The following is a 26,897-nucleotide window of genomic DNA, read 5'->3' as shown; positions in this document are numbered from 1 at the left end:
TGGGGGCGCGGGCTTAAAGGTGTTCACTTAGGAGCTGAGTTGAGCCTATGCGCCCGACTGTGAAAACCGTGTGAAATGCGCTCCTCGGTTAGGCTTTTTTGCACCTTGGCGGCGTGCTCACGTACTGTGCGGCTTCCTTAATCAACCTTTGCGGTGGTGTTTGCATGTCAGATGAAGTGCGGCTTGTCGTCATTATCAATACGCAGCCCGGCAAGGGCGCCGAGCAACGTGCAGCGTTCGCCAAACTGGCCCCATTGGTCAGGGCTGAGCAGGGCTGTCTGCAGTACGATTTGCACCCCGTGGTCGGCAAACCCGACAGTTTTGTCTTGATCGAAAAGTGGGCTTCGAAGGACGCCCTGACCGCCCACCATGAGGCCGCTCATATGGTCGAAGCAGCCAGGCACAATCCGTCTTTTCGCGCCGGCCCCGCGACCGTTCTGCTGTTAGAGGATGCGCTCTAGCCTCATAGCTGCACCCGCCGCAGCCTGCCACTGAGCGGCGCCACAGTGCCGTCGGGTGTCGGCAGCGGTCGGCCCGTCAAGCCCATGCCTTCGCTCACCACTACCGCGTCCTGCACCACACACAGGTTGGACGGCGTATCCAGCCCGCGCGCGAGCACTTCCACTGTTGCGTTGCGCAGGTCACAGCGCAACAGTCGCCCGGTAAAGCGGGTAAAGCCTCCGTGCAGCGGCTCGCCGTTCCAATCCGGCAGCAAGGGCTGTTGCAGATGGCTGCACAGCTCCAGCACCAGCAGATTGCCTTGCGGGCACAGCGCCAGCCCGGTGGGCAGTTGCAGGCCGCGAATCACCACTTCGATTTGCCCACTGGCCGGGTGAACTCGAATCACTTGCCCGGCGTAGTCGGCAAAGTCGATGCCTTTGCGCCCGGGGTCGCCGTGCAATTCCCCAGAGAACAGGCTGATCAACACGGCGTCTGTGTGCGGCTCGTACACCAGGGTGACAGGAACAGCTTCCTGATCCTCATCCAGAACGGGCAATTGCGCGAGCACACGTTCTTGCTCGCCGTGGCTGAACTCCACCAGTTGATTGGTATCCGGTTTCACCGCCAGCCAACTGCGTCGCGTCGGGTGGTAGCACAGCGCGTTCAGGTTGCCACGGCTGTGGAACACCGGCTCGGGCGGGCTGTATTGCAGGTCGAGCAGTCTGGAACCGCCGACGTAATCGGTTTGGCTGGCCAGGCAACGTCCGTCACCACAGGCGATGTCGGACAGGCCCATGATTTCATCGCGTAGCATGCGCGCCTGCAGGTTCATGCTGCGAAAACCCTGGGCGAGCACTTCGCCGGGCAGATAGGCCCCAGGCCTCAGCGGGTCGGGCTGCAGTCGACTGATGCGACTGCTGAAAGGCTGGTCCGCCGCGCCTGAGCCGGCTTCGGCCACCCACAGGCTGCCATCGGCTTGCAGGCACATGCCACGCGGGTTGAGCAGGCCTTCGGCGATAACGCTGCTCGGACGCAAGGCTTCGATGGGCTGTGCGGGAATATGAAGTGTCATAGCGTTTGCTTCCTATTGCGGTGGCTGCCACGGGCTGCCGGTGAGATAGGCCCGCAGCAGTGCGCGCTGAGCGGGGGACATCGAGCGCACCACCGGCATGAACAGCGTGGTGCCTTTGTAGGCGTCCGAGGTGCGCGCGAGGATGGCGTTCTTCGCGCCCATGATCGCGTCAGGCTGGTTCAACGGCACGTAGCGCGACATGGCGGGGAAGGCCAGGTAGTGAAAGCGCAGCACATTCGGGTACACCTGTTGCCAGGTAATGACGCTGCCCTTGGCGATGCCAAAGTCGGTCTGAGCGTATTTTCGGAAGTTGGTGAAAAAGGCGCCGTTGTCCACGCCATTGGCCGTGTAGGTCAGGGCCACGAAGCCCGCCTGGGCGGCGCTGCCGGACTTGAGCGTAACGGGGAAACTCACCGTCTGTTGGCCAGCATTCACCGTCAGCGAGGCCGGAAAGTTGAGAAAGTCCGTGTATTGCTTCTGCTCGTAAACGCCCGGTGCACTCGCTGCCAGGCTGACTTTGGTGGCGCTGGGCACCGGCCCGCCCAGGTAGCGAACCTGCAAGGTGACCGTCAGGCCGTTGGGGTAATCCTCCAGGTACACGTTGCGCTGATCCGCATACACCCGATAGGTCGACTCGGTCGCCTGCAACTGAGTCCCGGCCACCTGGCCAGGGGCGTTGATCGCCAACGGCGTGGTCCTGACGGCCTGCTGCTGGCTGGTGGTCAGCGCCACATCGACGATGCCGCCATACACGTAGTAATTGACCAGCGGGCTGGCAGTCGGGTTGAGGGTGATCAGCGGCGCGGCACCGGCCGAAATGGTCACCGGCCCATAATTCGCGTTCGGCCCGATCGGGCTGGTGATGTCGTCCCGTACCGCGCGGAAGGTTTGCTTGGGAATCACATTGACCATGTCCAGGCTCAACAGCCCGTTATTGCCCAGCGCCGCATAGGCGGCGTTGTTCGTGGCCGCATTGACCAATTGCCGCCCCGGCTGGCAGCTCAGCGGCTCGCCGGCAAACGCCGGGGCCAGCGTACCGATGACCCGGCCGATGCTCGGGTTGGGCGTGTATTTACCGGCAGCATAATCGGCATCGAGCTGCGCGGTGGTCATCTGCGGGCACATCTCGAACATCACGAAACGCAGGACGATGCCCGTCGCGCCCGGCGCCTGGATGATCGCCTTGAGGCCGCTGCTGTTCGGGTTCCAGCTGACGATACTGCTCAGCGGGAACGTCAGCTGGAACGTGCCGCTGGCATGGAACGATCCCGGAGCGTCCATCTTTGCCGGCTCGAGCACGCGCCCGGTCACGTCGAAACTGCTGCACACCGCATTGCAGCGAATCAGCAGCTGGATATTGTCGTTGCTGCCGATTTGCAGGCCGCCGACAAAAATCTGCGTGGTGGTCGAGGCGCTGGGGTCCAGATCCACCATCATCGGCCCGGACACCGGTGCCTGGCCGCTCACCGGGTCCACCGAACCGAGCAGGTACACCGGCTGACCGACCTGGTCACCCGTGGTGCTGATATTGCCGGGGCTGCCTTGGGAACTGATCAAGGCGTTCTGCATGTCCACCACGTGCTGGCCGTAGTGGTTCCAGCCGCCGGCGGTGTAGTAGTTGCCGTCGGGCGCGTTGATCATGCTGTTCAACTGGTCATCGGTGTAAGACTGCGCGCCGGGTGCCAGGGTCGACGTGGTCAGGTCGAAGAGCGGCCATTGCTTGTTGCCATTAAAAGGAATGGTCGGCGAGTTGTTCGGCAAGCTCACGTCCGTGCGGATGCCGCCCCAGAAATTCAGTCGTGGTCCGTTGAGGATGCTCATGGTCTATTCCTTGCCCGTGGCGTGTGGGGTGATGGGGCTGTTGGCAAATTTGAACAGGTAGGAGAAGTCGGACTTGAACGGGCTCTTCACCGGTGTCGCCATCGAGTGGCAGTTCATGCAACTGCTGGTGGGCTGGATATAGCTTTCCATGGTCACGTTGGCCGACAGCGCGGGGGTCGGCTGGCCCAGTGGGTTGCCTGGGTTGTTCGGCATCAGCGGGCGCTGGGTGGTGATCAACTGGTAGTACTTCAACACGCTGCGTTGCAGGCCTGGATCGTTGCGGTAATTGTTGTTGACCCAGCTCGTCACATCCGCAATGGGCGTCACGCGGTTCAGCGGGTTGGGCGTCTGGAACGTGGTGCCGGGCTTGGGCACGCAGACCAGCTGGGCGCCTTGTGTTTGCCAGTTGCAGGGTGACTGGTTCAGCGCGGCGGCGGGCGCGGCTGCATTGAAGTACGAATAGGCCGTGCCGGGCGCCGGTTGATCGACCCATTGACCGTTGACTTTGGCTTTGGGCGGCACGTTCTCGACCTGCTCGAAGGTGGACCAGATCCACTGCGGGTAACCGTTGACCTTGGTGATGATGTGCAAGCCCACCAGGCCCAGGTACGCCTCGCCGACGCCAATGCGCTGCCCCTGGCTGTTGAACCGCGCCACGCGGGCAAACTGCGTGAGGTAATGGCTGGCATTGTCACGGGCGGTGAGCACGCGCCAGCTGGATTTAACCTCGATCACGCCATTGGGGAAGTTGATGGTATTGGCCCTGGACACCACATTCGCGTTGTAGAAGTTATTGCCGACGATGTAGTTGTAGGACGCCTGGTTGGCCGAAATATCGTAGTAGGTCGGGTTGCCTGCCTGATCGATCAACCAGCCGCCCACCGCCTGGTCGATGGAGTTGACCAGTGAGCTGTTTTTCAGCGCTGCGATGTTGATGATGCCCAGGCTTCTGGCGGTCAGCGGGCTATTCCACGGTCCGGGGTTGGCGGCCCCCGGCAGGAAAATTTCGCTGACGGTCTTGTAGGTCTGCCACACGGTGTAGCCGGGGTCGCCGGGTTGTTTGCTGCAGTTGGGCGCGCCGCGCTGCCCGTCCTGTGCTGGCCAGTTCAAGGCAACAAAAAGCTGCCAGCTGTATTGATCGAACTGGTCCTGGCTGGCAGTGGTCGCGGGCGCGCTCGTGGGCGGCTGGCAATTGAGTTGCGTGGCCAATGCCGAGGGCTTGCCGCTGTCGTCCCTGGCAAAGGCGCCGGGGCTGAGCAGCATCAGCAATAGCAACAGTCGGCTCAAGAGGCTGGCGTTCATAACACACTCCTTTGAAAACCGGGTGACAGGGGCGTCACCCGGTGGTCCTGTGCGTGGCTTACGCGTAGTCGTTCATGCTCAGCGGGACGGGTGGATAGTTACGCTTCACCAACGCCTGCGCCCACAGTTCCAGCACGGCGCGACGGCTTTGCGGCATGTCCCGCGTGATGGGCATCGCCAGCGTGCTTTCCTCCTGATACGCCTTGCTGATCAACACGATCAGTTGGTCGACGGCGCCCTCGATGCGCGTCAGGTTATTGAGCGGCATGTACTTGCTCATGATCGGGTAGAGGTAATAGAACGGCTGCAGGATGAACGGGTAGATGAAGGTCTCCCAGATCAGCTGGCCGGCATTTTCACGCTGATAAATCAGGTTCCAGGCGTCGACGAAATCCTGCTGCATCTGCGGTTCCAGCGGCAGCACACGCAGCGGCGCGAGAAAATCGGTAAAGGCCTGGTTGAGCGGAAAGCTGAAAGGAATCTCCGGTTCCTGCTGGCCTTCCTGGACAAAGAAACGCAAGGTCGGAAAGCCCGGCGCCTGGGCCGTGACCGTCAGGTTGGCGATGCCATTGGCGTCGGTCTGGATCTTGGTCAGGCTAAATTGCACCGGGCTGTTCAGCGGGTCTTGCAACGTGCGTTGCAGGGTGATCGGGTTGGCGAACGTCAGCGTCGGGCTCAGGGCGACAGCGGCGGGCGTCGGCAGAAATTGCTGGTAGGTCACCGGCACGGTTTGATCGGCGGGCACCGCCAGCCGGGTTGCCATGAGCTGGCGGCCCGTGCCTTCAGTGATCTGGCCGGCCAGGGTCTTCGCACCGACGAATTGCGGCAGGCAGGGGCTGTTGTTGGCCGGGTTCTGCGGGTCGTTGTTGAACAGCGAAAAGTCCGCTGCGTTACTGAACGCCAGGTAGTAATCGGTGGTGCACAGCATGTAGGCATTACCGTATTCGGCCACCCACAATGTGGTGCCGGCCGGTGCGGGCTGGCCGTCGTATTGCACCATCACCTGCAACGTCTTGGTGTCGCCCACGTCGATAAAGCTGGCGCTCTCTACCACCTCGGCGGTCCACAGTTGCTGGGTCGCGGCGATGACCGGCGTGGTGCCTTGCTGTTGCAGTTCCAGCGTGCCGGATTGCAGCTGCGCCTGGGCCTCGACGGTGAGCGGCAGGTCGAGGATGCCGGCGCGCTTGTCGAACGCCAATTGCTGGTAATCGTCATAGCCAAAGCTGGCCAATGGGCTGAATTGCGTGCCTTGGCGGATACCGATCTGGTAGTTGCCGGCCTGGTACTTGGCCGCGACCGGAATGTCGGCTTTGCTGTCGATGGGGTAGAACGGAAAGGCGTTGCCCAGGTCCAGCGACAAGGTATTGCCATGGGCCTGGGCCGAGATCACGCCCAGTTGAACCTGGCTGGTGGTGCCCGGTGAGGTTTTGTAGATCGCCACCTTGGCGGCCGGCACCAGGCGCCTGCCTGCCGGCGCGGTGGGAAATTCATCCTCAAACCACAACCCCAGGCTGCCGACGGTACGGCTATAGGCCGGGTTGAAGAAAATATCCCCGACGTTATCCAGCGCCTGTTGATACATGGCCTGTACCTTGGCCTGGGCTTCGGGCGTGGCGCTGTGGGTGTTGATGGGTGGATAGTTGTTGAAGATGCCGTTCTTGTCGTAGCAGGTCAGGTAGGTGGTAAAGCGGAACATCAGCCCCTTGGCCTGTTGTTGCGCCATCTGCGCCTGCAGGTTTTGCAGCAAGGCCGAGTTGCCGATCACCCACGTCAGGTTTTCTTTCGGGAAGCAGGTCTGCCAGGTGGTGGTCACGTACGCCAGGCCGCCGAGGTTGGCCCAGTTGAAATTGAGGAAACGGTCGAGCATGCGGTGCTCGCGGTTGAGCGTCAGGCCGCATTGCGCATTGCCCAGCACCAGCTTGTCGAAGTACAGCGCGGTGAAAGTGTTCTGCCACGGGCTCACGTCGACAAAACGCGCCGGCGACGTCGGCGCGCCGCCAAACGGATTGCCGAGCAGCTGATAACTTTGATTGATCAGCGGGTCCTGGCTGACGTAACCACCGTCGGGCAACTCGCCGCCGGTGATCACCGACTGGGTCTGGTTGTAGCTCACGGTGCCGCAGGCGTTATCGCCGAACAGGTTCCATTCGCCGGGAATCATGGGGGATGCCAACTGCCCGGCATTGCCCGGCACCTGCATCACGTAGTCCGGCACGGCGGCCGGCGCCAGTGGCGCGATGGTCCACGGCAGCAGTTGGCTGGCAGCGTTCAGCGGCGTGATCTTGAAGGCTTCCAGGAACCGCCAGTTCATCTGCATTTTGACCGCATCGTAAAGCGGGTACATGTCGTTGTTGTTGGCGGTCGGCGGGTTCCAGAACATATGGCCGCCCAGGTAGATACGCGGGAAATTCAATACGCTCATGTGAGGCTCCTTAGCGTTGCCACTGGGCGCGTTTGAGCGACCAGACAAAGTCCAGTTTGTGATACCCGACAAAGTCGGAAGCCGGCAGTGCGGCGGTTGGGTAGACGATGCCGCCGTTTTGTTTGAGGGCGAAATTGAAGTAGCCCTTGGTCGGCGAATACGCGGCGGTGCCGTGGCAGGCGAAACACGACGACTGGTTCTGGAACGCCGATTCCAATTGGGAGTTGGCGAGCAGCGTGGGCGTGGTATTGGATTGCACGCCGATCAACTCGTATTGCGCCAGCGTCGGGTTGCTTGCCTGAAAACTCGTATTGACCGGTTGCGCCGCCGGGGTCGGCCCGGTGCTGTTGGTCATCGGCGTGGGCGGGATCGCGTTGGTCACGGTGTACTTGCTGTTGTTGCGGTTTTCGAAGGTGGTCCACACCCAGTCGGGGTTCAACTTGTTGATCACATGCAAGCCGCTCAACGCGGCATAGCCGACCACGTACTCACTGCCTTGCTGGTAGTAGGTCTGGGCGATGTAGTAGCCATCGTTGGTCAGTTGCTGCTGGTAGGTCGGGTTGTTGCCGATCCACAGCCAGGCGGCCTTCAGTTCCCAGGCCGTGGAGGGAAAGTTGAGGTCGCTGGTCAAGGCGGCCTGGCCATTCACGTTGTAAACCTTCTGCTGCACGATGTAGTTGAAGGTGTCCGGGCCCATCAGCAGCTGAAACCGCACCGCCTGGCCTTGCTGGGCTTGCGGCACCTGGCCGCCCATTTCCAGGATCAGCCCGTCCACCTGTTGCGTGGCGTTGAGGTTGTGAAACAGACGATTGACGTTCATGCCCATCGCCTGGGCTTGCGTCAGCACCGCAGCGGGCACGGGTGTGCGCTGGGCGTAGGGCAGGGGTTGCGTGCCATTGGCCAGGTAAACCTGGTCTGAAGGCTTCATGGTTTCCCAGGCCCGATCAGGGCTTTGTGCCGCAGCCGGTTGGTTGAGGCAGACAAACCAGTTCCAGGCCAGGGTCTCGGGGCTCTGGGTGAAGGTGGCTCGCGTCTTGTCGAGGTTGCCGCCAAACTGCAGAAAATTCGTGCAGTCGAAGGCCGTGCTTGCGCCTTGGGCCTGGGCCAATCCGGCCAGTGCACTCAGGACAGTGATAGATAAGGCTCGCCGCATGGAAGCTCCTTGGCATTGGCCAGTTCGAGGTGTGGGCGCCCCAGGAAATGTTCCAGGAGCAGTTGCTTGACTGCCGTCGCCGCAAGCTGCTGCGGTAACGCCAGGTCGCAATTGGTGATCAGCAATGGGCCGGTCTGTGCGCTGCTGGGCAGGCGGCCGTGGCTGCCACGCACCAGCGTGGTGTCCAGCGCGATCAGGTCCATGTAGTAGCGAAAGCCGAGCTTTTTTTGCAGCAGGCGGCGCGCCATTTTCAGTTTGGGGAAGCGAATCGCCGGGTCGATGAACAGCTCGACCGGGTCGTAGCCAGGCTTGCGGTGGATGTCCACGGTGCGCGCAAAGTCCGGCGCCTTGCGCTCATCCAGCCAGTAGTAGTAATCGAACCAGTACCCCGCGGCGGCCACGGCCACCAGCTCGCCGCTGCGCGGGTGATCGAGCTGCCAGGTGCGTTGCTCGGCTTTATCGAGCACCTGCTCGATACCGGGCTGGCGCTGCAGCAAGGCTTTGATCCGCGCAATGTCCTGTGCCTGCTTCACGTAGATGTGCGCAACCTGATGATCGGCCACCGCAAACGCCGCACTGGCGCCCGGGTCGAGCAATTCCCAGCTCAAGGATTGGCGCACCTGCAACAGGCCTTCGGCGCGCAGCACGCGGTTGATCGACACCGACTGCTCGACCGCTTCGATGCCGTACTCGGACAGCACCATCACCGCTGCCCCCTGCGCCTCGGCGAAGGCCAGCAGGCGCCCCACCTCGGCGTCGATGGCGCGCACTTCATCGGCAATCGAGGGGTGCTCAGGCCCCACGCGCTGCAAGCTGTAGTCGAGGTGAGGCAAGTAGATCAATTGCAGGTGAGGGCGATTGATCTGGAACTCGGCCATTGCGCAATCGACGATCCAGCGGCTTGATGCAATGCCCGCCGCCGGCCCCCAGAAGCCATGGAAAGGGAACTCGCCAATCTGCGCCTCGATCTGCTCATGCAGGCCGGGCGGTGACGAATACAGGCCGAACTGTTTGCGCCCATCGGCCGGGTAATGCGGGCGCGGGGTGATGGCGGCGTCTACGTCGGCGTACATGTTGTACCACCAGAACAACTGGCTGCAGCGAAAGCCCGGCAGCTCGCGCTTGAGCGTGTGCCAGACCTTTTCGCCCTGGATCAGCGCGTTGGGTTGCAGCCAGAAACGCACCTCGGCCTGATCGCGAAAGTACCAGCCATTGCCGACAATCCCGTGCTGCGACGGCGGTACGCCGGTGAGGATCGAAGCTTGCACCGTCGAGGTCACGGCGGGGAACACCGGTTGCAGGCTGGCCAGCTTGGCGGTCTTGAGCAGGGTGTTGATGTGCGGCGTCGCTTCGCCCAGCAGCGAGGGCGTCAGCCCGACCACATTGATCAGCAGCAGCGGTTGTTCAGAGGGCATCGGCGTAGGCCTCCCGCACATGCAACAGGTTGCGCTGGCGCAGTTGCTCTTCGACCCAGCGCAGTTCGGCGGCGATGCCGGCCAGTTGAGCGGCCTCGGTTGCGGGCCGCAATTCGACGGGCAGCACGCCCCAGCTGTAGGTTTCCACCTCCAGCACCGGGCGAAAATCGGCATGCGCCGCCAGGTAATCGAAGGTCTGCGCCAGGGCAACCTGGCTGCCGCTGAGTTCGGGCAACAACAGGTGGTCGCTGAACAGCGGGATGTGGAAGTGGATGCGCAGTTCGTCGAACCCGGCGCAGTCATTCAGGGCGGCCGGCAGGTCTGGCCAGGCCACTCGATGGCCCTGGGGCGTGAGCGCTTTCACCTGGTGCAAGTAGGTGAGTTCGGCGAAGGTGCTCAGGGTCTTGAGCACGTGTTCGCGCCGGCTGGCATCGTCCGATGGCAAGCGGCAAATCATCGCGTTGGACAGCTGGACCTTGCCCACCGGCACCCCGGCCGCGCGCAGCCGTTCCAGCGACTGGTAGCAGTCTTCGAACATCACCGCCTGGTGGCACACATCGAAGCACAACGCCAAGTAGGCATGGTTGGGGTCCATGGCGTGTCGGCGCTGGAAAAACGCGATGGCCTGCTCGGTGTTTTCCAGCACGCAGTCCGGTTCCATTTCCAGGCAGAACACGATTTTCTTGCCGGTTTGCCAATGCAGGTGGGCGAGTGCGGCGGTGAGTTGGCTCAGATGCTCGTCGGCGCGCGCCTGCAATGCCGGCGTCCAGGTGGCGGCATAGCCCAGCGGTACCGTGGAAATCACGCCGTGGCGGCAGTCGTTTGGCAAGGCATCGGCGAGGATGCGCGCCAGGTCCAGGCTGTAGACCAGGCGTTGCGGGTCGGCCCAATTGGGCAGGTAGACGTCGGCTTTGACGGCGCCCTGATGAAATTCGCCATAGGGAAAACCGTTCAGCGAGGTCAGGCGCAAGCCGCTTTGCGTGAGCAATGCCAGGAACGGCACGCGCGCCGATTCCTGCTGCAGCTGCGCCGCCGCATGAGCGCAAATCCACAGGCCGCTGTCCTGTTGCCGCAGCCCGCGCAAACTGCGCACGCCCTCAAAGTGCTGCTTGATCGAGGCACGTAACCCGGCCAGGTCGCGGGTCGGGTGCACATTGCTGCAATACCCGAGTTGGGCGGCCGTCCAGCCGCTGCCGGCACTCATTTGACCACCGGTTCCTGGCCGCGCAGGGCGGAGTTTTCCTGCCATTGCTTGCGCTGGTCGATGGGCAGCGGCGTGCTCACCAGCGCCTTGTCGAGCTGGCCACTTTGGGCAAAAAAATCCACCGGGTTATGGAACAGCACCTGCTCCACCTGGGCTTCGCTGAAGCCTGCGGCCAACATCGCCTGGCCGGTCTTGGGCACTTTGAGTGGGTCGCTGATGCCCCAGTCGGCAGCGCTGTTGACCACCATTTTTTCGGTGCCGTATTCCTTGAGCAGCGCGACCATGCGCTGCTCCGACATCTTGGTGTTGGGGTAGATGGAATGGCCGCGCCAGCACTCGCTGTCGAGCACCAGCGGCAAGGTCAGTTCGTTGAGGTGGTCGATGATCACCAGGTGCTCGGCGATGCCTACTTCACGGATCACCGCGAGGGTGCGTTTGGTGCCGCCGATCTTGTCGCGGTGCGGCGTGTGCACCAGCACCGGCAGGTTGAATTGCTTGGCCAGCTCCAGCTGCGCGGCGAGAAAACGGTCCTCTTCAGGGGTGATGTCGTCGTAGCCGATTTCGCCCACCGCGACTACGCCGTCCTTGACCAGGTAGCGCGGCAGAATCTGCAGCACTTCATTGGCGATCGACAGGTCATTCGCTTCTTTGGGGTTAAGGCCGATGGTGCAGAAATGATGAATGCCAAACATGCTCGCGCGAAAGCGTTCCCAGCCCAGCAGCGTGTCAAAGTAGTCGACAAAACTGCCGACACTGGTGCGCGCCTGGCCCTGCCAGAACGCCGGTTCGATCACGCCGGTGATGCCGGCGGCGGCCATGTTCTGGTAGTCGTCGGTGGTGCGGCTGACCATATGAATATGCGGATCGAAGTACTTGAGCATGGTGAATCCTCGTCAAGGGCAGGGGCGGCGTTGTGCGGTGTCAGTTCAGGCAGGCGCGCCATTGCGGCGGCAGGTTCAGGCTTCGCAGGCGCTGGTGTTGCGCCGGGCTGAGCAGGTCAAAGGCGATGACGGTGGGCAGCCCGGGGGACACGGTTCGCTCGGCCGCGAGCTGTTCATCGAGCAGGTCAAGGGCCAGCTGGTTGAGCGTGACGCCCTGGCGCTGCGTGAGGCCCATCAAGCGCCCGACGTCGAGGCCCATGCCGAGCGCTTTGAGTACCAACTGGTGAAAGGCGCGCTCCGGGTAATGGCGTGACGGGTAGGCCGTGTCGAGGGCAAGGGCGGCAAATACCTGCGGGTTGCTGGTGCGCCCGGCCTGCAGGGCGAGCTCCACGCAAAGGCCTTCGCTGTCGAGCCAGTCGAGCGCACCCAGCAGGGCGATTTTTTCCTGGTCATCACCCCACAGGAACAGCTGGCGCAGCAACGGTACCTGCTCGGTGGCCGGGGTGTGTTCGAGTGCCTTGGCCGCTAACAGCGCACGTGCCAACTCGACGGCCGGCGGGGGCAGCAGGCGCTTGCATTGGCCGCTCAACAACGCCGCCAGTGTGGCGCTGGGTTGCTGGGCAAGCTGCGCCTGCGCCTGCTGCCACCAATCCAGTTCGGCGGCGTTCAGTTGCTGGGTCAGGGCTTGAAGGTGTGCGGCGAGGCCATCCTGGCGCATGTTCATGTCGGCTTGATCCAACGCTGAAAATGGGGAAGCAGGAAAAACACCAGCACACACAACAGGCTGCCCAACGGTTGGTTGGCCACCGCCAGCACCAGCGCGTCGAACAGCGGCAGGGCGGCCAGGCCAGCGCCGATAAAGGCACGCACCTGGCGTTGTTGCGGGTTGGCCAGGTGTTTCCAGTAATGCCAGCCCAGCCAGCCGAGCCACAGCAGCAATACCGGCCAGAACCACAGCGTGTTGGAGTAGAACGCCAGGGCCAGTGGGCTGAGCATCAGCAGCAATGGCAAGCGGCTGATCAGCTGGTTGCGATGCTCCTGGCGCGCCAGGTAGGTCAGGCCGCTGATGTACACCCCAAGCAGCATCGCGCACAGCCAGATCGGCTCCGGCGGCACCGCCAGGCTGGCCGCTGCCGTGAGGTACAGCGCCGAGCGACAGGCGCCCATCAGCCACACGCTGTGGGCGTATTTCTTGTGCAGCAGGTTGTAGCCGACGATGCAGCCCACCAACAGCACCACGCTGCCAAGCAACCAATGCGGCTTGTCGATCAAGCGGCTCAGGCCCAGTACCGCTGCGGCGGCGAGTATCAGCAGCAGCGCTGTGGCCAGGCCGACTTGTTGCCGGCTGGCCAAACCCAGGGTGATCGGACGCGGGTTGTGGTGTTGCCGATCCCAGTCGGCGTCGAGCCAGTCGTTCAAGAGCATGCCGGCCAGGTACAGCAGCGACAGCGTGATCAGCAGCAACCCCCACACCAGCGACGACGGCGGTGCCAGGGCGCCGGCGCTGCTGGCGAGCAGGGCCGCAGCGAGGGTGTTGGTCCATACCGTGGGCAGGTTGGAGACGCGGCCCAGGGTCATCCAGGTTTTCATCGGGCTCATTGTGCGTAACCCTCGCCCAGCGTCAGCGCTGCTTCGCTTGCGGTCGACAACCGTTGCAGCGCGACCTCCATCGTCGCGCTGTCGATTTCATGCAGGTCCACCGACTGGCCGATGCGGTTGAGCATGGGGATCGACAGTTGCCCGCCCAGGTGCTGGCGGAACTCCTCCAGCCCCAGCAACAGCGGCGAACGACCCTGCGCATCTTTCAAGGCCAGCTCCGGTGGGCACAGGTTGAAGCCCAGTTTGCGCAGCAGGCTCATCACACGCTCAGTGTCGGTATCGCTCAACAACCCCAAGGCATTCGCATACAGCCCATCCAACGCCATGCCCACCGCGACCGCTTCGCCATGGCGCAGCCGGTGGTGGCTGAGGTTTTCCAATTTGTGCGCGGCCCAGTGGCCGTAATCCAGCGGCCGGCCGTTGCCGCGTTCGAACGGGTCGCCGGCGCCGGTGATGTGCGCCAGGTGCAACTCGGCGCAGCGGCGAATCGCATGGCGGCTGGCCGGGTGATCAAAGCGGGCGAGGGCATCGGCGTGTTGTTCCATCCACGCGAAGAACGCCTGGTCCTTGATCAGCGCCACCTTGACCGCTTCGGCCAGCCCGGCGATCTGGTCGCGGCGGGTGAGGCTGGTGAGCAGTTGGAAGTCGTTGATCACCGCCGTGGCAGGGTAGAAGGCACCCAGCAGGTTCTTCTGGCCGAAGGCATTGATGCCGTTTTTCACGCCGATGCCGGCGTCGTTCTGGGCCAGCACCGTGCTGGGGATACGGATCAGGCGAATGCCGCGGTGGAAGGTGGCGCAGGCGTAACCCACCGCATCCAGGACCGCGCCGCCGCCCAGGGCCAGCACGTAGCAATGCCGGTCCAGGCCATGTTGCAGCATGTCGGTGTAGAGCTGCTCCAGCACGCGTGAGGTTTTGCTCAGTTCACCCGCCGGCACGGCAATGGGGGCGGTTTGCAAATGCAGGTCTGCATGGGCGGCGAAATAGGCGTCGATTTGCGCCAGCAACTGTGGGGCGCTGTGCAGCAGTTGCGCATCGGCGAACACCATCACCGTCACCGGCGCCTCGTGCTGGGTGACGAGCGCGCGGTGCAGGCACGGGTTGAGCGGATCAAACACGTGATCGGTGAACATCACCGGGTAGTCGTAACTGACCTCGAACCGTCCGCGTAGCGGCTGCTGCCCACCGGGTTTGCGTTTGAGCAGGCTGTAACCGGCCATAAACCCCAGCGGCAACACCATGCTGGCGAGGAGGGTGACCAGCAGCGAGTTCTGCTCGATCAGCAGCGTGCCGATGGCGGTGTAAGCCAGTGCCAGTCCGGCGTTGGCCAGGGTGGTGATCAGCAAGAATGCGCGCAGCGGGTAGCGTTGCATGCCGGCGGCCACCACCGAGGTTTCCGCCAGCACCGGCACGCCGCGCAGGCAAATCAGCGACAACGTGCCCAGCCGATACGCCAACTGCCCAGGCTGGCGCTGAGGCAAGCCAAGGCGGCCGGACAGCAAGCGCAAATAGCCGGCGCCAAGCGCATAGCCCAACCCGGCGCCCAGGCACAGCCCAATGAAAATCACCAGGTAACCGCCAAGGCTGCCGAGCATGGCCACCGCCAGCAACGCCACCAGGCTTGACGGCACCGGCAACACCACATCGAGGGCGAGCAGGGCGAGCAACAGCAGTGCCAGGTTGAATGCCTGGGCAGGCGTCGAAGGTTGGTACAGGTTGAGGTGAATCAGGAAGTCCTGGATCTGTTGTTCAAACAACAGGAAGCTGGCGATCACCAGCACGGCAAAGCCTATCAACGACAGCCAAAAATGTTCGGCTGGCCCCTTTTTCGAGAACGCACGGTACCACCGGCTGCGCTTCATCAAAGCATCCCTTTTGAGAGTTAAGACTAAGTTCCGTGTCAGTGTTAAGCGCTGTTTTCAGAGCAATAGAGTTCCTCGCCCGTCGGGCTGGTTGTGTGCGTAATGGCTGATGGCTTTCACGGTATTCATGAACGTAGCCGGTTGTGGTTTTTTTGCAAGTTTGCGCCGCAAGGAGTTTAAAACCGGCAGGTTGGCGAGGTTTACGCAGCGATATTTATCTACGTTTTACAAGTAGTTGTATGGCTTTTTTTAAAGCGTCAAGAACCCGTTGTTGCAGGCGTTGGCAAGTAACAAGTTCAATACAAGGTCTTAACGTTGGTTATTTAGATTATTGCCGCTGGCTATAAGTCGTTCGGCACTAAGTGCTTGTCGAGAATGGTTCCGCTTAAGTCGTCTGCATAAGTGCGTTACTTACCCATGAACCGAAAACCGCCGGACAACTTATCCTTTAGATAGCCAACTAACGTACTGACCGATTTAGGTACATGGGGCGAGTACGGTCGAATCAGGTATATCTCATCGGCAAACGCGCCCTTAAGCGTCCAGCCCTTGAGCACCTGCACCAACTTGCCATCGGCCAGTGCGGCCTGCGCGCTGAAATCCGGGAGCAGGGCGATGCCCAGGTGGTTCACCGCCGAGTCGCGCAGCGCTTCACTGTTATTGGTCGAAAAACTCCCAGCGATCGGCACGGTCAGCCGTTCAACCTGTTTGCCGCCGCGTTCAAAGGTCCATGCCGGCTGGTCGGTGCCCCGCGGGTAGTACAGGCAGTTATGCGCGGTGAGGTCGCCAGGTTCGCGCGGTTCGCCGTGCTGTTGCAGGTACTCGCGCGTGGCGACCAGCACCGAGCCGGTGTCGCACAGCTTCCACGCCACATGGGTTTCCGGTACCTGGAAGCCGTGCCGTACCGCCAGGTCGTAGCCTTCGGCCGCCAGCGAACTCAAGGCATCCGAGACGTCCAGCTGGATGCGCACCTGCGGGTAAAGCTGCAGGAACTCGGACAGGTGCGGCACCAACTGCTGGCGGGCAAACGCCACTGGCGCGGTGAGGCGCACCAGGCCGCGAATTTCCCCGGCAGCGTCGCGCACCGACGAGAAACTACGCGCGATGTGCGCATAGGCGCTGCGCACTTCGCGGGTCAGTGACAGGCCCGCATCGGTCAGCCGCACGCTGCGCGTGGTGCGGGTGACCAGCCGGGTGCCGGTGGCTTTCTCCAGGTCTGAAATGCGCTGGCTGACGGCGGACTTGCTCACCCCCAAGCGTGCGGCGGCGGCGGTGTAGGTGCCTTGCTCCTCAAGCACCGACAGCCAATGAATGTGGGTCCACAGCCCTTCGATCTCAGCCTTTTCCATGATTCTATTGTTCGCCTGTGAGGACAATAAGTTCTGGATTCTGCTCTGGTTCGGAACAAACTGAAAGCCTATCGTGGGCTCCAACGTTACCGACCTGGGACCAATTGCCATGCGCACCATCGAGCATTACATCAACGACCAGCGCGTTTCCCGCGATGATCGCTATCAGGACGTCTACAACCCGGCCACCGGTGAGGTGACCGCTCGCGTGGCCTTGGCCAGCCGCCAGACCGTGGGCGAGGCCGTCGCCGCCGCCCAGGCCGCCTTGGCCGGTTGGGCCGACACCCCGCCGATCCGCCGTGCCCGCGTACTGTTCCAATACCTGCATCTGCTGCGTGAACGCAAAGACGACCTGGCGCGCATCATCGTCGCCGAACACGGCAAGGTGTTCACCGACGCCCAGGGCGAAGTCGACCGGGGCATCGACATCCTCGAGTTCGCGTGCGGCATTCCCAACCTGCTCAAGGGCGAACATTCCGACCAGGTGTCGCGTGGCATGGACAACTGGACGATGCGTCAGCCTTTGGGCGTGGTGGCCGGCGTGACGCCGTTCAATTTCCCGGTGATGGTGCCGATGTGGATGTACCCGATCGCCATCGCGGCGGGCAACACCTTCATCCTCAAGCCCAGCCCGACCGACCCGAGCGCGTCGCTGTTCATGGCTGAGTTGCTGCGCGAAGCCGGCCTGCCCAACGGCGTGTTCAACGTGGTGCAGGGCGACAAGGAAGCGGTGGATGCCCTGCTCGAACACCCGGACGTCAAGGCCGTCAGCTTTGTCGGCTCCACGCCGATTGCGCAATACATCTACGAGACCGGTGCGCGCAACGGCAAGCGCGTGCAAGGCCTGGGCGGCGCGAAAAACCACATGGTGGTGATGCCCGATGCGGACATCGAAAAAACCGTCGACGCGCTGATGGGCGCCGCCTACGGCAGTGCCGGCGAGCGCTGCATGGCGATATCGGTGGCGGTGCTGGTGGGTGATGTGGGCGATAAAGTCATCGCTGCCTTGACCGAGCGCGCGAAGACATTGCGCATCACCGACGGCCGCGATTTGAAAGCCGAGATGGGCCCGATCGTCTCGCGTGCCGCACTGGAACGCATCAGCGGCTACATCGAACAAGGCGTGCAGGCCGGCGCGCAATTGCTGCTCGATGGCCGTGACTACGTGCCCACCGAACCGGGCCTGGAAAACGGCTTCTGGCTCGGCGCAACCTTGTTCGACCACGTGACGAAAGACATGAGCATCTACCGCGAAGAAATCTTCGGCCCGGTGCTGGCCTGCGTGCGCGTGAATGACTTCGGCGAGGCGATCAAGCTGGTCAACGACCACGAGTTCGGCAACGGCGTCAGCTGCTTTACCCGCGACGGCAACATTGCCCGCGAGTTTGCACGGCGTATCGAAGTGGGCATGGTCGGCATCAACGTGCCGATTCCGGTGCCGATGGCCTGGCACGGCTTTGGTGGCTGGAAGAAGAGCCTGTTTGGCGACATGCATGCCTACGGCACTGAAGGCGTGCGCTTTTATACCAAGCAGAAATCGATCATGCAGCGCTGGTCGGAGAGCATCGAGCAGGGCGCGGAGTTTGCGATGCCGGTGTCCAAATAGTTCGATAACACCGTAGATCAACTGAGGGAAATCCACTGTGGGAGCGGGCTTGCTCGCGAAGGCGGTGTGCCAGCCAGCTCATGTGTCACTGACCCAACGCATTCGCGAGCAAGCCCGCTCCCACAATTTGACCGAGTTCAACTGCCAGCCCCGTGGTGCTCTGCTTTTCTGTGGGAGCTGGCAAGCCAGCTCCCACACTTTTTTGACCGCGTTTATTCAGGCCGTGGTTTTTGTCGGGTTCAGGCACTCAATGGAGCGATCCACCGTCGTCCTGGCCATCTCCAGCAAATGCCACACCGCCAGAATCTTCGCCCGCTCGGGGTTTGGCAGCAGCTCGCTGCAATTGAGGGTGGTGGCCGACGCGCTGTCGAGCAGGCTCGCGGTGTAGAGCAGGGCGTCTTCGAAGCTCAAGTCTTCGATGGGAACACCCTGGGCGGGCAGGTAATGGTCGATGGCGCGGTTGAATGCGGCGCGGGCCTTGGCTGAACTGAGGGGTGGGTCGGGGACGACTTTATTCATGGTGTAACTCCGTAATGGCTTAGGAGTCGACACCCGTCGCGACTAAACGAATGGGTGGCGGCTGTACGCAGGTTAGTCGACCGGCCATCACGGAAAATCCGGCGCACCCGAAGGTGCCCTACGCACAGCCACCATAAAACTGATGGAAGACCGTGCACGTGATGAAGGTCGGGCGACTAAACCCGATCACTGATGAGCAGCGACGGACCGCAGACTAGCCACCGATTCCAACAGGCACAAGGCGGCGGGGATTGTCTAGGAAACGTCCTGCGATTAAAAGCGACGCGCCTTGCTGGCCTTTTAAAAACCAGAAAAAAAGCTATTTCCTACTCATTGGTGGTGCTCGTGGGTTGACCGCGTACTGAATGTCCACTACTGTATATAAACACAGTGTTTAAGCGCTGATCAGCCAAACCCGGCATTACCAGCCATGCCGAACACTGTGTGCAAGTTAACGGATTAACTTGAATCACCGGCTCGCACTGTCGAGCCGCTTTTTATGAAAGAGAGGGAACTCATGTCGTATCCAGAAAGCAAGCTCATCGGCTTGACCGGTTTCGCCCTTGCGGCAAAAGTCACTGGTGGCTGGGCGGGCCAGGTGGTCAGTATCACCACGCTGGACCAACTCAAGGCCAATATTGGCGACACCACCCCGCGGGTGCTGGTGATCAACAGCAATATCTCGGCGTCGAGCCTGACCAAGGTGAACATGGGCGCCAACAAGACCCTGATCGGCTCCTTCCAGAACCGTACGCTGGAGAACATCCACCTGCGTGCCACGGCGCAGTCGCAGAATATTATTCTGCAGAACATTATCTTCAAGCATTCGGCAAGTATTAAGGCCAATGACGATATCCAGGTGTACCTGAACTACGGCAGTAAATACTGGATCGACCATTGCTCTTTTGTCGGCCACACCTGGTCCACCACGGACGGCAGTGAAGATAAACTGGTGTATATCGGCGAAAAGGCCGACTACGCCACCATCAGCAACTGCTTTTTTGGAAACCACAAATACGGCTTGATCTTCGGCCACCCAGCCGATGACAACAACGCAGCTTTCAATGGTTACCCGCGTCTTACGCTGTGCCATAACCGCTTCGACAACATGGAAGTGCGCGCGCCGGGTTTGATGCGTTACGGTTATTTTCACGTGTATAACAACTACGTGAATAACTTTCACCTGGGTTTTACCCTGGCGCAGAACGCCAATATCCTTTCTGAAAGTAATTACTTCGGCGAGGGCAGCCAGAATAACGGCATGTTGGACGATAAAGGCACTGGTACGTTCACCGACACCAACAGTGTGCCCAGCATCACCAACCAGAAGTCGCCTAACGCCCAGTGGACAGCGCGTTCCAACTATAACTACACCTTGAAAACCGCAGCGCAGGCCAAGGATTTCACGCAAAAGAATGCTGGGGCTCAGGCGGTAGCGCTGGTGTTTGGTAGTTGAGCAGCTCACTGTCTATTGATCGATCATTTATGAAGCGTGCCACTGTATTTATATCAAGGATATAAATACAGTGGTGGCACTTGTGACTTAAATAATTCTTAATGTTGTCATCAATAGGCTTCATGTTAAACCTTGTTTCGCACATATAGAGCCAACTACGGCTCGCTCTTTTCAGTCGCAATGCAGTTGCCGGCTGTCAGTATTATTTAATCTTCGCTTGTCACTAAAGCGTCAGTAAAAGGACATCATCATGAAACCTGCGAATCACACACCCACTCGTTGGACTCGGGCCGATGCGCTAAAAGTTAATGAAAATGACCCGACGACTACACAGCCGTTAGTGAGTCCTGACTTCCCTGTCATGAGTGACACCGTGTTTATTTGGGACACCATGCCATTGCGTGAACTGGACGGCACGGTGGTATCGGTTAATGGTTGGTCGGTTATCTTCACGTTGACCGCAGACCGTCGCCCGCATGATCCACAATTTATCAATGCCGATGGCCGTTACGATATCAAGCGTGATTGGGAAGACCGCCACGGCCATGCGCGCATGTGCTACTGGTATTCGCGCACCGGCAAGGACTGGATCTTCGGTGGCCGCGTGATGGCCGAAGGGGTTTCGCCGACCACCCGCGAATGGGCAGGTACGCCGATCCTGCTCAACAACCACGGCGATATCGACCTGTATTACACCTGCGTAACGCCGGGGGCCACGATTGCCAAGGTCAGGGGCCGGGTCGTCACGTCGGACAGCGGCGTTACGCTTGAGGGCTTCACTGACGTCAAGTCGCTGTTCGAGGCGGATGGCACGTATTACCAGACCGAAGCGCAGAATGCGACGTGGAACTTTCGCGACCCCAGCCCGTTTATCGACCCCAACGACGGCAAGTTGTACATGGTGTTTGAAGGCAATGTCGCGGGCGAGCGCGGTACTCACGAAGTAGGCCCGGATGAACTCGGCCTGGTGCCACCTGGCCATGAAGGCGTCGGCGGTGCGCGGTATCAGGTCGGTTGCATTGGCATTGCCGTGGCCAAGGACCTCAACGGTGACGAATGGGAAATCCTGCCGCCACTGGTGACGGCGGTGGGCGTGAACGATCAAACCGAACGCCCGCATTATGTGTTCCAGGACAACAAGTACTACCTGTTCACCATCAGCCACAAGTTCACCTACGCCGACGGCGTGACGGGGCCGGATGGCGTCTACGGGTTTGTTGGCGATCATCTGTTTGGTCCCTACACGCCGATGAATGGCTCGGGGCTGGTACTTGGCAACCCACCATCGCAACCTTTCCAAACCTATTCCCACTGCGTGATGCCCAATGGCCTGGTGACGTCGTTTATCGACAGCGTGCCCACCACCGGCGATGACTACCGTATCGGCGGCACCGAGGCGCCCACCGTGAGGATTGTATTGAAGGGGGACCGTTCGTTTGTGCAGGAGGCCTACGATTACGGTTACATCCCGGCAATGCGTGATGTTGTGCTGAGCTAGACCGGCCAAAAAGAAGCCACTCATTCGAGTGGCTTTTTTTATGGCTGTGATTCAGCGCCGCCCGGCCCGCGTACTCACATCCACCCACACCGCCAGCACCAGAATGCTGCCCTTCACAATCATCTGCCAGTAACTGTCCACATCCAGCATCGACATGCCGTTATCCAGGCTGGTAATCACCAGCGCGCCGAGCAGCGCGCCATACACCGTGCCCGAGCCACCGCGCATCGAGGTGCCGCCGATAAAGCACGCGGCGATGGCATCCAGTTCGCCCATGTTGCCCGCCGACGGTGAACCCGCCGCGAGGCGCGCGGTGTTGACCAGGCCGGCGAGGGCGCACATCACGCCCATGATACCGAAGATCCACAGTTTCACCGCCTGCACGTTGATGCCCGACAGGCGCGTGGCTTCCATGTTGCTGCCCACCGCATACACGCGGCGGCCGAACACGGTCTGGCTGGTGACGTAGCTGAATACGCCGAGCAGCACCAGCAACAACAGCACCGGCACCGGGATGCCGTCGTAGCTGTTGAGGGTGGTGACGAACCCGGCGAGCACCGCGCCGATCAGCGCCACGCGCAGCCCATCACGCATCAGGGAGTGCGCCGCCAGGCTGTGCAGGGCGCGGTTACGCCGTTGTTTCCAGGTGAGGAACAGGGTCAGAGCGAACAGCAAAATCCCAAGGCCGATACCCACGCTGTGCGGCAAATAGCCTTGGCCCACATACACCAGCGACGGTGACACCGGCGCGATGGTGGTACCGCCGGTAATCCCCAGCAGAATCCCGCGAAACGCGAGCATGCCGCCCAGGCCGACGATAAACGACGGGATGCGCAGGTAGGCGGTCATGTAACCGTTGGCCAGCCCGAGCATCAGGCCGCAAAGTGCCACCAGGCTGAGGTTGGCCAGCAGCGGGATGTGATAGACCACATCCAGAATCGCCGCGAGCCCGCCCAGCAATCCGAGCAGTGAACCCACCGACAAATCGATCTCGCCGCTGATGATCACCAGCACCATGCCGCACGCCAGGATGCCAGTTATCGACATCTGCCGCAGCAAGTTGGAGAGGTTGCGTGGCGTCACGAAACCGCCCTCGGTCTGCCAGCTGAAAAACAGCCAGATAAACGCTACGGCAATCACCAGGGCGAGCATTTTGTAGCGGGTAAACAGCTGTTTGACGTGGTTCATCTACGCGGTCTTCCGATCATTATTGTTATGGCTGAGCGCGGCGGCGAGCACCTGTTCCTGGGTGAGGCCCTGGTTGATGAAATCACCGCGCAACTGGCCGTCGCCGATCACCAGCACGCGGTTGGAAACCCCCAGCACCTCGGCCAGCTCCGAGGAGACCATGATGATCGCCACGCCTTCGGCCGCCAGCGCGCACATCAGTGTGTAGATCTCATACTTGGCGCCCACGTCCACCCCACGCGTAGGCTCGTCGAGGATCAGCACCTTGGGCTTGGTCATCAGCATTTTGGCCAGCACGGCCTTTTGCTGATTGCCCCCGGACAGGCTGGTGATCGGCAAAAACGGGCTGGCGGTCTTGAGGTGCATACGCGCGATTTGCTGGTCGATGCTGCCCAGTTCGGCCTCGGCGTCGATGCGGGTCAGGTGCGCATAGGTATCGAGCACCGCCAGGGTGATGTTCTGGCCCACACCCAGGTCGGGAATGATGCCTTGGCGCTTGCGGTCTTCGGGCACCATGCACAGCCCGGCGCGGATCGATTTGAGCGGTGTGCGCGTGTCGATCACCTGGCCATCGAGCCACACTTCGCAGCTGTAGCGGCCGGGGTACGCGCCGAACAGCGCCGACACCAGCTCCGTGCGCCCAGCCCCCACCAGCCCGGCAATACCGAGGATTTCCCCGCGCCTGAGCACAAAGGAAATATCGTCGACGCGTTTGCGCTTGGGGTTGTCCACGTCATAGCAGGTCACGTTACGCGCTTCGAAAATCACCTCGCCGACCTCGTGCGGCTCGGTGGGGTAGAGGTTGCTCATCTCGCGGCCTACCATCTGGGTGATGATCTGCGGGATATCCATGTCGGCCATGGCGGTGGTAGCGATGTGTTTGCCATCGCGGATCACCGCGATGGTGTCGCACACCGCTGCCACTTCATCGAGCTTGTGCGAGATATACACGCAGGCCACACCCTTGGCTTTGAGGTCACGGATGATGTCCAGCAGTACGTCGATTTCCGAACGGGTCAGGGCCGAAGAGGGCTCGTCGAGGATCAACAGGCGCGCCTGTTTGTTCAGGGCCTTGGCGATTTCCACCAGTTGCTGGTAGCCGCCGCCGTACTGTGAAACCGGCAGCGCCACGTTCATGTCCGGCACCTTGAGTTCACGCATCAGTGCCTGCGCACGATGAATCATCGCCGGGTAGTTCATGCGCCCGCCGGGCAGGGTCAGTTCGTGGCCCATAAAGATGTTTTCGGCCACCGACAGGTCCGGCACCAGCGTCAGTTCCTGGTGGATGATGACGATGCCCGCGGCCTCGGTTTCGCTGATCGACTGGGCCTTGAGTGGCTGCCCATCCCAGAGGATTTCACCGTCCCAGGTGCCATACGGGTAAACCGCCGACAGCACCTTCATCAAGGTGGATTTGCCCGCACCGTTTTCACCGCACAGGCCGACACATTCCCCCGGCCGTACCTTGATATCGATGCCGTTCAGCGCCTTGACACCGCCAAAGGTTTTGACGATGCCGTTCATTTGCAGCAAGTAGTCGGCCATGGCGGTCACTGCCCGGCAATCTGCTCTTGGGTATAGAACCCGTCTTTCTCCAGCAGATCGATATTGGCCTTAGTCAACGGCGTAGGCGTGAGCAGGATGGTGTCGACCTTCTTGCTGCCGTTGTCGTATTGCGAGCTGTAGGTGGGTTTCTCATTGCGCGCCAGTTGCACCGAGAGTTTCGCCGCTTCTGAGGCGATCAGTTTGAGCGGCTTGTACACGGTCATGGTCTGGGTGCCGTCGATCACGCGCTTGACGGCAGCGAGGTCGGCGTCTTGCCCGGAGATCGGCACTTTGCCCGCGAGTTTCTGCGCGGCCAGGGCCTGGATCGCACCGCCGGCGGTGGCGTCGTTGGAGGCGACGATGGCGTCGATCTTGTTGTCGTTTCGGGTCAGGGCGTTTTCGACAATGCTCAGGGCTTCGGTGGGGTTCCATTCCTTGACCCACTGCTGGCCGACAATCTTGATGTCGCCCTTGTCGATGGCCGGTTGCAGCACTTTCATCTGGCCTTCGCGCAGCACCTTGGCGTTGTTGTCGGTGGGCGCGCCGCCGAGCAGGAAGTAGTTGCCTTTGGGCGCCGCTTGCAGCACGCCGTTGGCTTGCATCTCGCCGACTTTTTCATTATCGAAGGAGATGTAGGCGTCGATATCGGCGTTGAGAATCAGGCGGTCATAGGACACCACCTTGATACCGGCCTTCTTGGCTTCGGCGACGGCGTTGGTCAGCACGGTGGCGTTGAACGGCACGATAACGATCACATCGACGCCTCGGGAGATGAGGTTTTCGATCTGCGAGATTTGCTTCTGTTCATTGGCATCCGCCGACTGTACGAAGACCTTGGCGTCGAGTTTTTCGGCCGCGGCGACGAAGTAATCACGGTCACGGGACCAGCGTTCCAGGCGCAAATCGTCAATGGAGAAACCGATTTTTGGATGGGCGGAATCGGCCATCACCGGCAGGGCGAGCAGGGCCAGAGCGGTGGCGAGCAAGGTGCGTTTAGATGACTTCATGGTGATGCGTCCTTTTATTGTTGTTGGAAAGACACGGTGTGACGACTGTAGGCGAACAGTGTAGTTGTGGCGAGCGGGCTTGCCCTGCGTTGGGCGGCGCAGCAGTCCCATTCCAGGCGACCCGTTCTACCTGAAATACCGCGGTGTCAGGTTTCAGGGCCGCTTCGCGCCCCAACGCGGGGCAAGCCCGCTCGCCACAACAAGCCCGCTCGCCACAGGCAGACACCCTGTCAGGTATAGATAAACCGGTTGACCACGCCTTCAAGCATCTCCTGCCGGCCACTCACGGCCTGCGGGTTCAGCTCGTGTGCAAAGGCATGCTCGGCCAGCGACTCCAGGCTGAACTCACCGGCCAATACCGCCCGGCCCAATGGCTGGTTCCAGCCGGCATAACGCTGGTCCTTGAACTGCTGCAGCCGGTCGTTCTGCACCATTGCCGCTGCGCGCTCCAGCGCCAGGGCCAGCACATCCATGGCGGCGACGTGGCCGTGGAACAGGTCGACATCGTCCAGGCTCTGGCGGCGGACTTTGGAATCGAAGTTGTAGCCGCCGTTCTTGAACCCGCCGGCCTTGAGGATTTCGTAGGTGGCCAGGGTCATCTCCTCGACGCTATTGGGGAACTGGTCGGTGTCCCAGCCGTTCTGCGGGTCGCCACGGTTGGCGTCGATACTGCCGAAGATCCCGAGGGACACGGCGGTGGCGATCTCATGATGAAAACTGTGACCGGCGAGGGTCGCGTGGTTGGCCTCGATATTCACTTTGATCTCGTGTTCCAGGCCGTACTCATGCAGGAAACCGAACACCGTGGCGCTGTCGTAATCGTATTGGTGTTTGGTCGGCTCCTGGGGCTTGGGCTCAATCAACAGGTCGCCCGTAAAGCCGATCTTGTGCTTGTGCTCCACCACCATGCGCATAAAGCGTCCGAGCTGTTCGCGCTCGCGTTTCAAGTCAGTATTGAGCAGGGTTTCGTAGCCCTCGCGGCCGCCCCACAGCACATAGTTGGCACCCTTGAGCCGCAGCGTGGCGTTCATCGCGCTGAATACCTGCGCGGCGGCGTAGGCGAACACCTCCGGGTCCGGGTTGCTGGCAGCGCCGGCGGCAAAGCGCGGGTTGCTGAAGCAGTTGGCGGTGCCCCACAGCAATTTGATGCCGGTCTGTTCCTGGTGGCGCTCCAGGTGGTCGACCATTTGCGCAAAATGGTTGCGGTACGCCTTGATCGAGGTGCCTTCGGGTGCGACGTCGGTGTCGTGAAAGCTGTAGTAGTCGATGCCCAGTTTGGAGAAAAACTCGAACGCCGCTTCCGCCTTGCCGATGGCCAGTTCCATCGGGTCGCCGGTGCGCTGCCAGGGGCGTTTGAAGGTGCCTACACCAAACATATCCGCCCCTGGCCACACGAAGGTGTGCCAATAACAGGCTGCCATGCGCAGGTGCTCGCGCATGGGTTTGCCGAGGATGATTTTGTTGGCGTCATAGTGGCGAAAGGCGAGGGCAGAGTCGCTGCTGGGGCCTTCGAAGCGAACCTTCTCGACACCGGGGAAGTACGGCATGGCGATTTCC

At 61.3% G+C, this 26,897-nt stretch carries 21 protein-coding genes; 4 read left to right on the top strand and 17 right to left on the bottom strand.

What is annotated here, in order from left to right; genetic code table 11:
- The first annotated feature begins 164 nt into the window (after window positions 1–164).
- Complete coding sequence (locus ABWL43_RS16985; protein ID WP_145164780.1) at window positions 165–461, top strand: putative quinol monooxygenase; 297 nt, start codon at window positions 165–167, stop codon at window positions 459–461.
- Between the two features lie 2 nt (window positions 462–463).
- On the opposite strand, the gene ABWL43_RS16980 is transcribed toward ABWL43_RS16985, so the two are convergent.
- The 12 genes from ABWL43_RS16980 to ABWL43_RS16925 form a co-directional block, all read right to left on the bottom strand.
- Complete coding sequence (locus ABWL43_RS16980; RefSeq protein WP_404483226.1) at window positions 464–1,513, bottom strand: hypothetical protein; 1,050 nt, start codon at window positions 1,511–1,513, stop codon at window positions 464–466.
- A gap of 12 nt (window positions 1,514–1,525) precedes the next feature.
- On the bottom strand, window positions 1,526–3,334 hold the full coding sequence (locus tag ABWL43_RS16975) for a hypothetical protein (RefSeq protein ID WP_404483224.1): 1,809 nt from the start codon (window positions 3,332–3,334) through the stop codon (window positions 1,526–1,528).
- A 3-nt stretch (window positions 3,335–3,337) separates the two neighbouring features.
- The gene (locus ABWL43_RS16970) at window positions 3,338–4,636 is read right to left on the bottom strand and encodes a hypothetical protein (protein WP_404483222.1); all 1,299 of its coding nucleotides are present in this window, start codon (window positions 4,634–4,636) and stop codon (window positions 3,338–3,340) included.
- 58 nt (window positions 4,637–4,694) lie between these two features.
- Window positions 4,695–7,058: a hypothetical protein gene (locus tag ABWL43_RS16965; protein ID WP_404483220.1), complete on the bottom strand. Its 2,364-nt coding sequence runs from the start codon at window positions 7,056–7,058 to the stop codon at window positions 4,695–4,697.
- Between the two features lie 10 nt (window positions 7,059–7,068).
- Window positions 7,069–8,211 carry a hypothetical protein gene (locus ABWL43_RS16960; protein WP_262207314.1) on the bottom strand — a complete coding sequence of 381 codons (1,143 nt, stop codon included), beginning with the start codon at window positions 8,209–8,211 and terminating at the stop codon, window positions 7,069–7,071.
- On the bottom strand, window positions 8,181–9,626 hold the full coding sequence (locus ABWL43_RS16955; protein WP_262207312.1) for an alkaline phosphatase family protein: 1,446 nt from the start codon (window positions 9,624–9,626) through the stop codon (window positions 8,181–8,183). Before ABWL43_RS16955 ends, ABWL43_RS16960 begins: the two co-directional genes overlap by 31 nt.
- Entirely contained in the window at window positions 9,616–10,830 is a 1,215-nt protein-coding gene (gene eboE / locus ABWL43_RS16950; RefSeq protein WP_262207311.1) for a metabolite traffic protein EboE, read from the bottom strand. The genes ABWL43_RS16955 and eboE overlap by 11 nt, the downstream gene beginning before the upstream one ends.
- Window positions 10,827–11,711, bottom strand: coding sequence for a TatD family hydrolase (locus tag ABWL43_RS16945; protein ID WP_145164796.1), 885 nt, complete (start codon window positions 11,709–11,711; stop codon window positions 10,827–10,829). The genes eboE and ABWL43_RS16945 overlap by 4 nt, the downstream gene beginning before the upstream one ends.
- Before the next feature lie 40 nt (window positions 11,712–11,751).
- Window positions 11,752–12,435, bottom strand: coding sequence for an EboA domain-containing protein (locus ABWL43_RS16940; protein WP_262207309.1), 684 nt, complete (start codon window positions 12,433–12,435; stop codon window positions 11,752–11,754).
- Window positions 12,432–13,301 (bottom strand): UbiA family prenyltransferase, encoded by an 870-nt coding sequence (locus tag ABWL43_RS16935; RefSeq protein ID WP_145164922.1) that lies wholly within the window; start codon window positions 13,299–13,301, stop codon window positions 12,432–12,434. Before ABWL43_RS16935 ends, ABWL43_RS16940 begins: the two co-directional genes overlap by 4 nt.
- 5 nt (window positions 13,302–13,306) lie before the next feature.
- On the bottom strand, window positions 13,307–15,172 hold the full coding sequence (locus ABWL43_RS16930; protein ID WP_404483217.1) for a 3-dehydroquinate synthase: 1,866 nt from the start codon (window positions 15,170–15,172) through the stop codon (window positions 13,307–13,309).
- A 407-nt stretch (window positions 15,173–15,579) separates the two neighbouring features.
- A complete protein-coding gene (locus tag ABWL43_RS16925) occupies window positions 15,580–16,521 on the bottom strand; it encodes a LysR family transcriptional regulator (RefSeq protein ID WP_404483215.1) in 942 nt (313 codons plus the stop codon).
- 109 nt (window positions 16,522–16,630) lie between these two features.
- Here ABWL43_RS16925 and ABWL43_RS16920 point away from each other — a divergent pair, with 109 nt between their 5' ends.
- Entirely contained in the window at window positions 16,631–18,127 is a 1,497-nt protein-coding gene (locus ABWL43_RS16920) for a CoA-acylating methylmalonate-semialdehyde dehydrogenase (protein WP_404488440.1), read from the top strand.
- A 216-nt stretch (window positions 18,128–18,343) separates the two neighbouring features.
- Here the strand turns inward: ABWL43_RS16920 and ABWL43_RS16915 are convergent, their stop codons facing one another.
- Window positions 18,344–18,646: a DUF6124 family protein gene (locus tag ABWL43_RS16915; RefSeq protein WP_145164805.1), complete on the bottom strand. Its 303-nt coding sequence runs from the start codon at window positions 18,644–18,646 to the stop codon at window positions 18,344–18,346.
- Between the two features lie 517 nt (window positions 18,647–19,163).
- Here ABWL43_RS16915 and ABWL43_RS16910 point away from each other — a divergent pair.
- Complete coding sequence (locus ABWL43_RS16910; RefSeq protein ID WP_145164807.1) at window positions 19,164–20,102, top strand: pectate lyase; 939 nt, start codon at window positions 19,164–19,166, stop codon at window positions 20,100–20,102.
- 250 nt (window positions 20,103–20,352) lie between these two features.
- Entirely contained in the window at window positions 20,353–21,600 is a 1,248-nt protein-coding gene (locus tag ABWL43_RS16905; protein WP_404483213.1) for a glycoside hydrolase family 68 protein, read from the top strand.
- A 51-nt stretch (window positions 21,601–21,651) separates the two neighbouring features.
- Here the strand turns inward: ABWL43_RS16905 and ABWL43_RS16900 are convergent, their stop codons facing one another.
- From ABWL43_RS16900 to xylA, 4 genes are all read right to left on the bottom strand, one after another.
- A complete protein-coding gene (locus ABWL43_RS16900; RefSeq protein ID WP_404483211.1) occupies window positions 21,652–22,788 on the bottom strand; it encodes a sugar ABC transporter permease in 1,137 nt (378 codons plus the stop codon).
- Window positions 22,789–24,333: a D-xylose ABC transporter ATP-binding protein gene (xylG, locus tag ABWL43_RS16895; protein ID WP_404483210.1), complete on the bottom strand. Its 1,545-nt coding sequence runs from the start codon at window positions 24,331–24,333 to the stop codon at window positions 22,789–22,791.
- A 5-nt stretch (window positions 24,334–24,338) separates the two neighbouring features.
- The gene (xylF, locus tag ABWL43_RS16890) at window positions 24,339–25,340 is read right to left on the bottom strand and encodes a D-xylose ABC transporter substrate-binding protein (protein ID WP_404483208.1); all 1,002 of its coding nucleotides are present in this window, start codon (window positions 25,338–25,340) and stop codon (window positions 24,339–24,341) included.
- 230 nt (window positions 25,341–25,570) lie between these two features.
- On the bottom strand, window positions 25,571–26,887 hold the full coding sequence (gene xylA, locus ABWL43_RS16885; RefSeq protein WP_145164817.1) for a xylose isomerase: 1,317 nt from the start codon (window positions 26,885–26,887) through the stop codon (window positions 25,571–25,573).
- Window positions 26,888–26,897: the final 10 nt, after the last annotated feature.

Origin of the sequence: Pseudomonas sp. HT11 (genome assembly GCF_044875395.1) — a bacterium.
Taxonomy (GTDB): Bacteria; Pseudomonadota; Gammaproteobacteria; order Pseudomonadales; family Pseudomonadaceae; genus Aquipseudomonas.
The sequence above is the reverse complement of the archived record's forward strand: the minus strand, read 5'-3'. Positions and strand labels throughout refer to the sequence as shown.

What these genes read in the sequence shown, in the direction of transcription:
- ABWL43_RS16985 (WP_145164780.1), top strand. Translation starts at nt 165, where the DNA reads ATGTCAGATGAAGTGCGGCTTGTCGTCATTATCAATACGCAGCCCGGC.
- ABWL43_RS16980 (WP_404483226.1), bottom strand. Translation starts at nt 1,513, where the DNA reads ATGACACTTCATATTCCCGCACAGCCCATCGAAGCCTTGCGTCCGAGC.
- ABWL43_RS16975 (WP_404483224.1), bottom strand. Translation starts at nt 3,334, where the DNA reads ATGAGCATCCTCAACGGACCACGACTGAATTTCTGGGGCGGCATCCGC.
- ABWL43_RS16970 (WP_404483222.1), bottom strand. Translation starts at nt 4,636, where the DNA reads ATGAACGCCAGCCTCTTGAGCCGACTGTTGCTATTGCTGATGCTGCTC.
- ABWL43_RS16965 (WP_404483220.1), bottom strand. Translation starts at nt 7,058, where the DNA reads ATGAGCGTATTGAATTTCCCGCGTATCTACCTGGGCGGCCATATGTTC.
- ABWL43_RS16960 (WP_262207314.1), bottom strand. Translation starts at nt 8,211, where the DNA reads ATGCGGCGAGCCTTATCTATCACTGTCCTGAGTGCACTGGCCGGATTG.
- ABWL43_RS16955 (WP_262207312.1), bottom strand. Translation starts at nt 9,626, where the DNA reads ATGCCCTCTGAACAACCGCTGCTGCTGATCAATGTGGTCGGGCTGACG.
- eboE (WP_262207311.1), bottom strand. Translation starts at nt 10,830, where the DNA reads ATGAGTGCCGGCAGCGGCTGGACGGCCGCCCAACTCGGGTATTGCAGC.
- ABWL43_RS16945 (WP_145164796.1), bottom strand. Translation starts at nt 11,711, where the DNA reads ATGCTCAAGTACTTCGATCCGCATATTCATATGGTCAGCCGCACCACC.
- ABWL43_RS16940 (WP_262207309.1), bottom strand. Translation starts at nt 12,435, where the DNA reads ATGAACATGCGCCAGGATGGCCTCGCCGCACACCTTCAAGCCCTGACC.
- ABWL43_RS16935 (WP_145164922.1), bottom strand. Translation starts at nt 13,301, where the DNA reads ATGAAAACCTGGATGACCCTGGGCCGCGTCTCCAACCTGCCCACGGTA.
- ABWL43_RS16930 (WP_404483217.1), bottom strand. Translation starts at nt 15,172, where the DNA reads ATGAAGCGCAGCCGGTGGTACCGTGCGTTCTCGAAAAAGGGGCCAGCC.
- ABWL43_RS16925 (WP_404483215.1), bottom strand. Translation starts at nt 16,521, where the DNA reads ATGGAAAAGGCTGAGATCGAAGGGCTGTGGACCCACATTCATTGGCTG.
- ABWL43_RS16920 (WP_404488440.1), top strand. Translation starts at nt 16,631, where the DNA reads ATGCGCACCATCGAGCATTACATCAACGACCAGCGCGTTTCCCGCGAT.
- ABWL43_RS16915 (WP_145164805.1), bottom strand. Translation starts at nt 18,646, where the DNA reads ATGAATAAAGTCGTCCCCGACCCACCCCTCAGTTCAGCCAAGGCCCGC.
- ABWL43_RS16910 (WP_145164807.1), top strand. Translation starts at nt 19,164, where the DNA reads ATGTCGTATCCAGAAAGCAAGCTCATCGGCTTGACCGGTTTCGCCCTT.
- ABWL43_RS16905 (WP_404483213.1), top strand. Translation starts at nt 20,353, where the DNA reads ATGAAACCTGCGAATCACACACCCACTCGTTGGACTCGGGCCGATGCG.
- ABWL43_RS16900 (WP_404483211.1), bottom strand. Translation starts at nt 22,788, where the DNA reads ATGAACCACGTCAAACAGCTGTTTACCCGCTACAAAATGCTCGCCCTG.
- xylG (WP_404483210.1), bottom strand. Translation starts at nt 24,333, where the DNA reads ATGGCCGACTACTTGCTGCAAATGAACGGCATCGTCAAAACCTTTGGC.
- xylF (WP_404483208.1), bottom strand. Translation starts at nt 25,340, where the DNA reads ATGAAGTCATCTAAACGCACCTTGCTCGCCACCGCTCTGGCCCTGCTC.
- xylA (WP_145164817.1), bottom strand. Translation starts at nt 26,887, where the DNA reads ATGCCGTACTTCCCCGGTGTCGAGAAGGTTCGCTTCGAAGGCCCCAGC.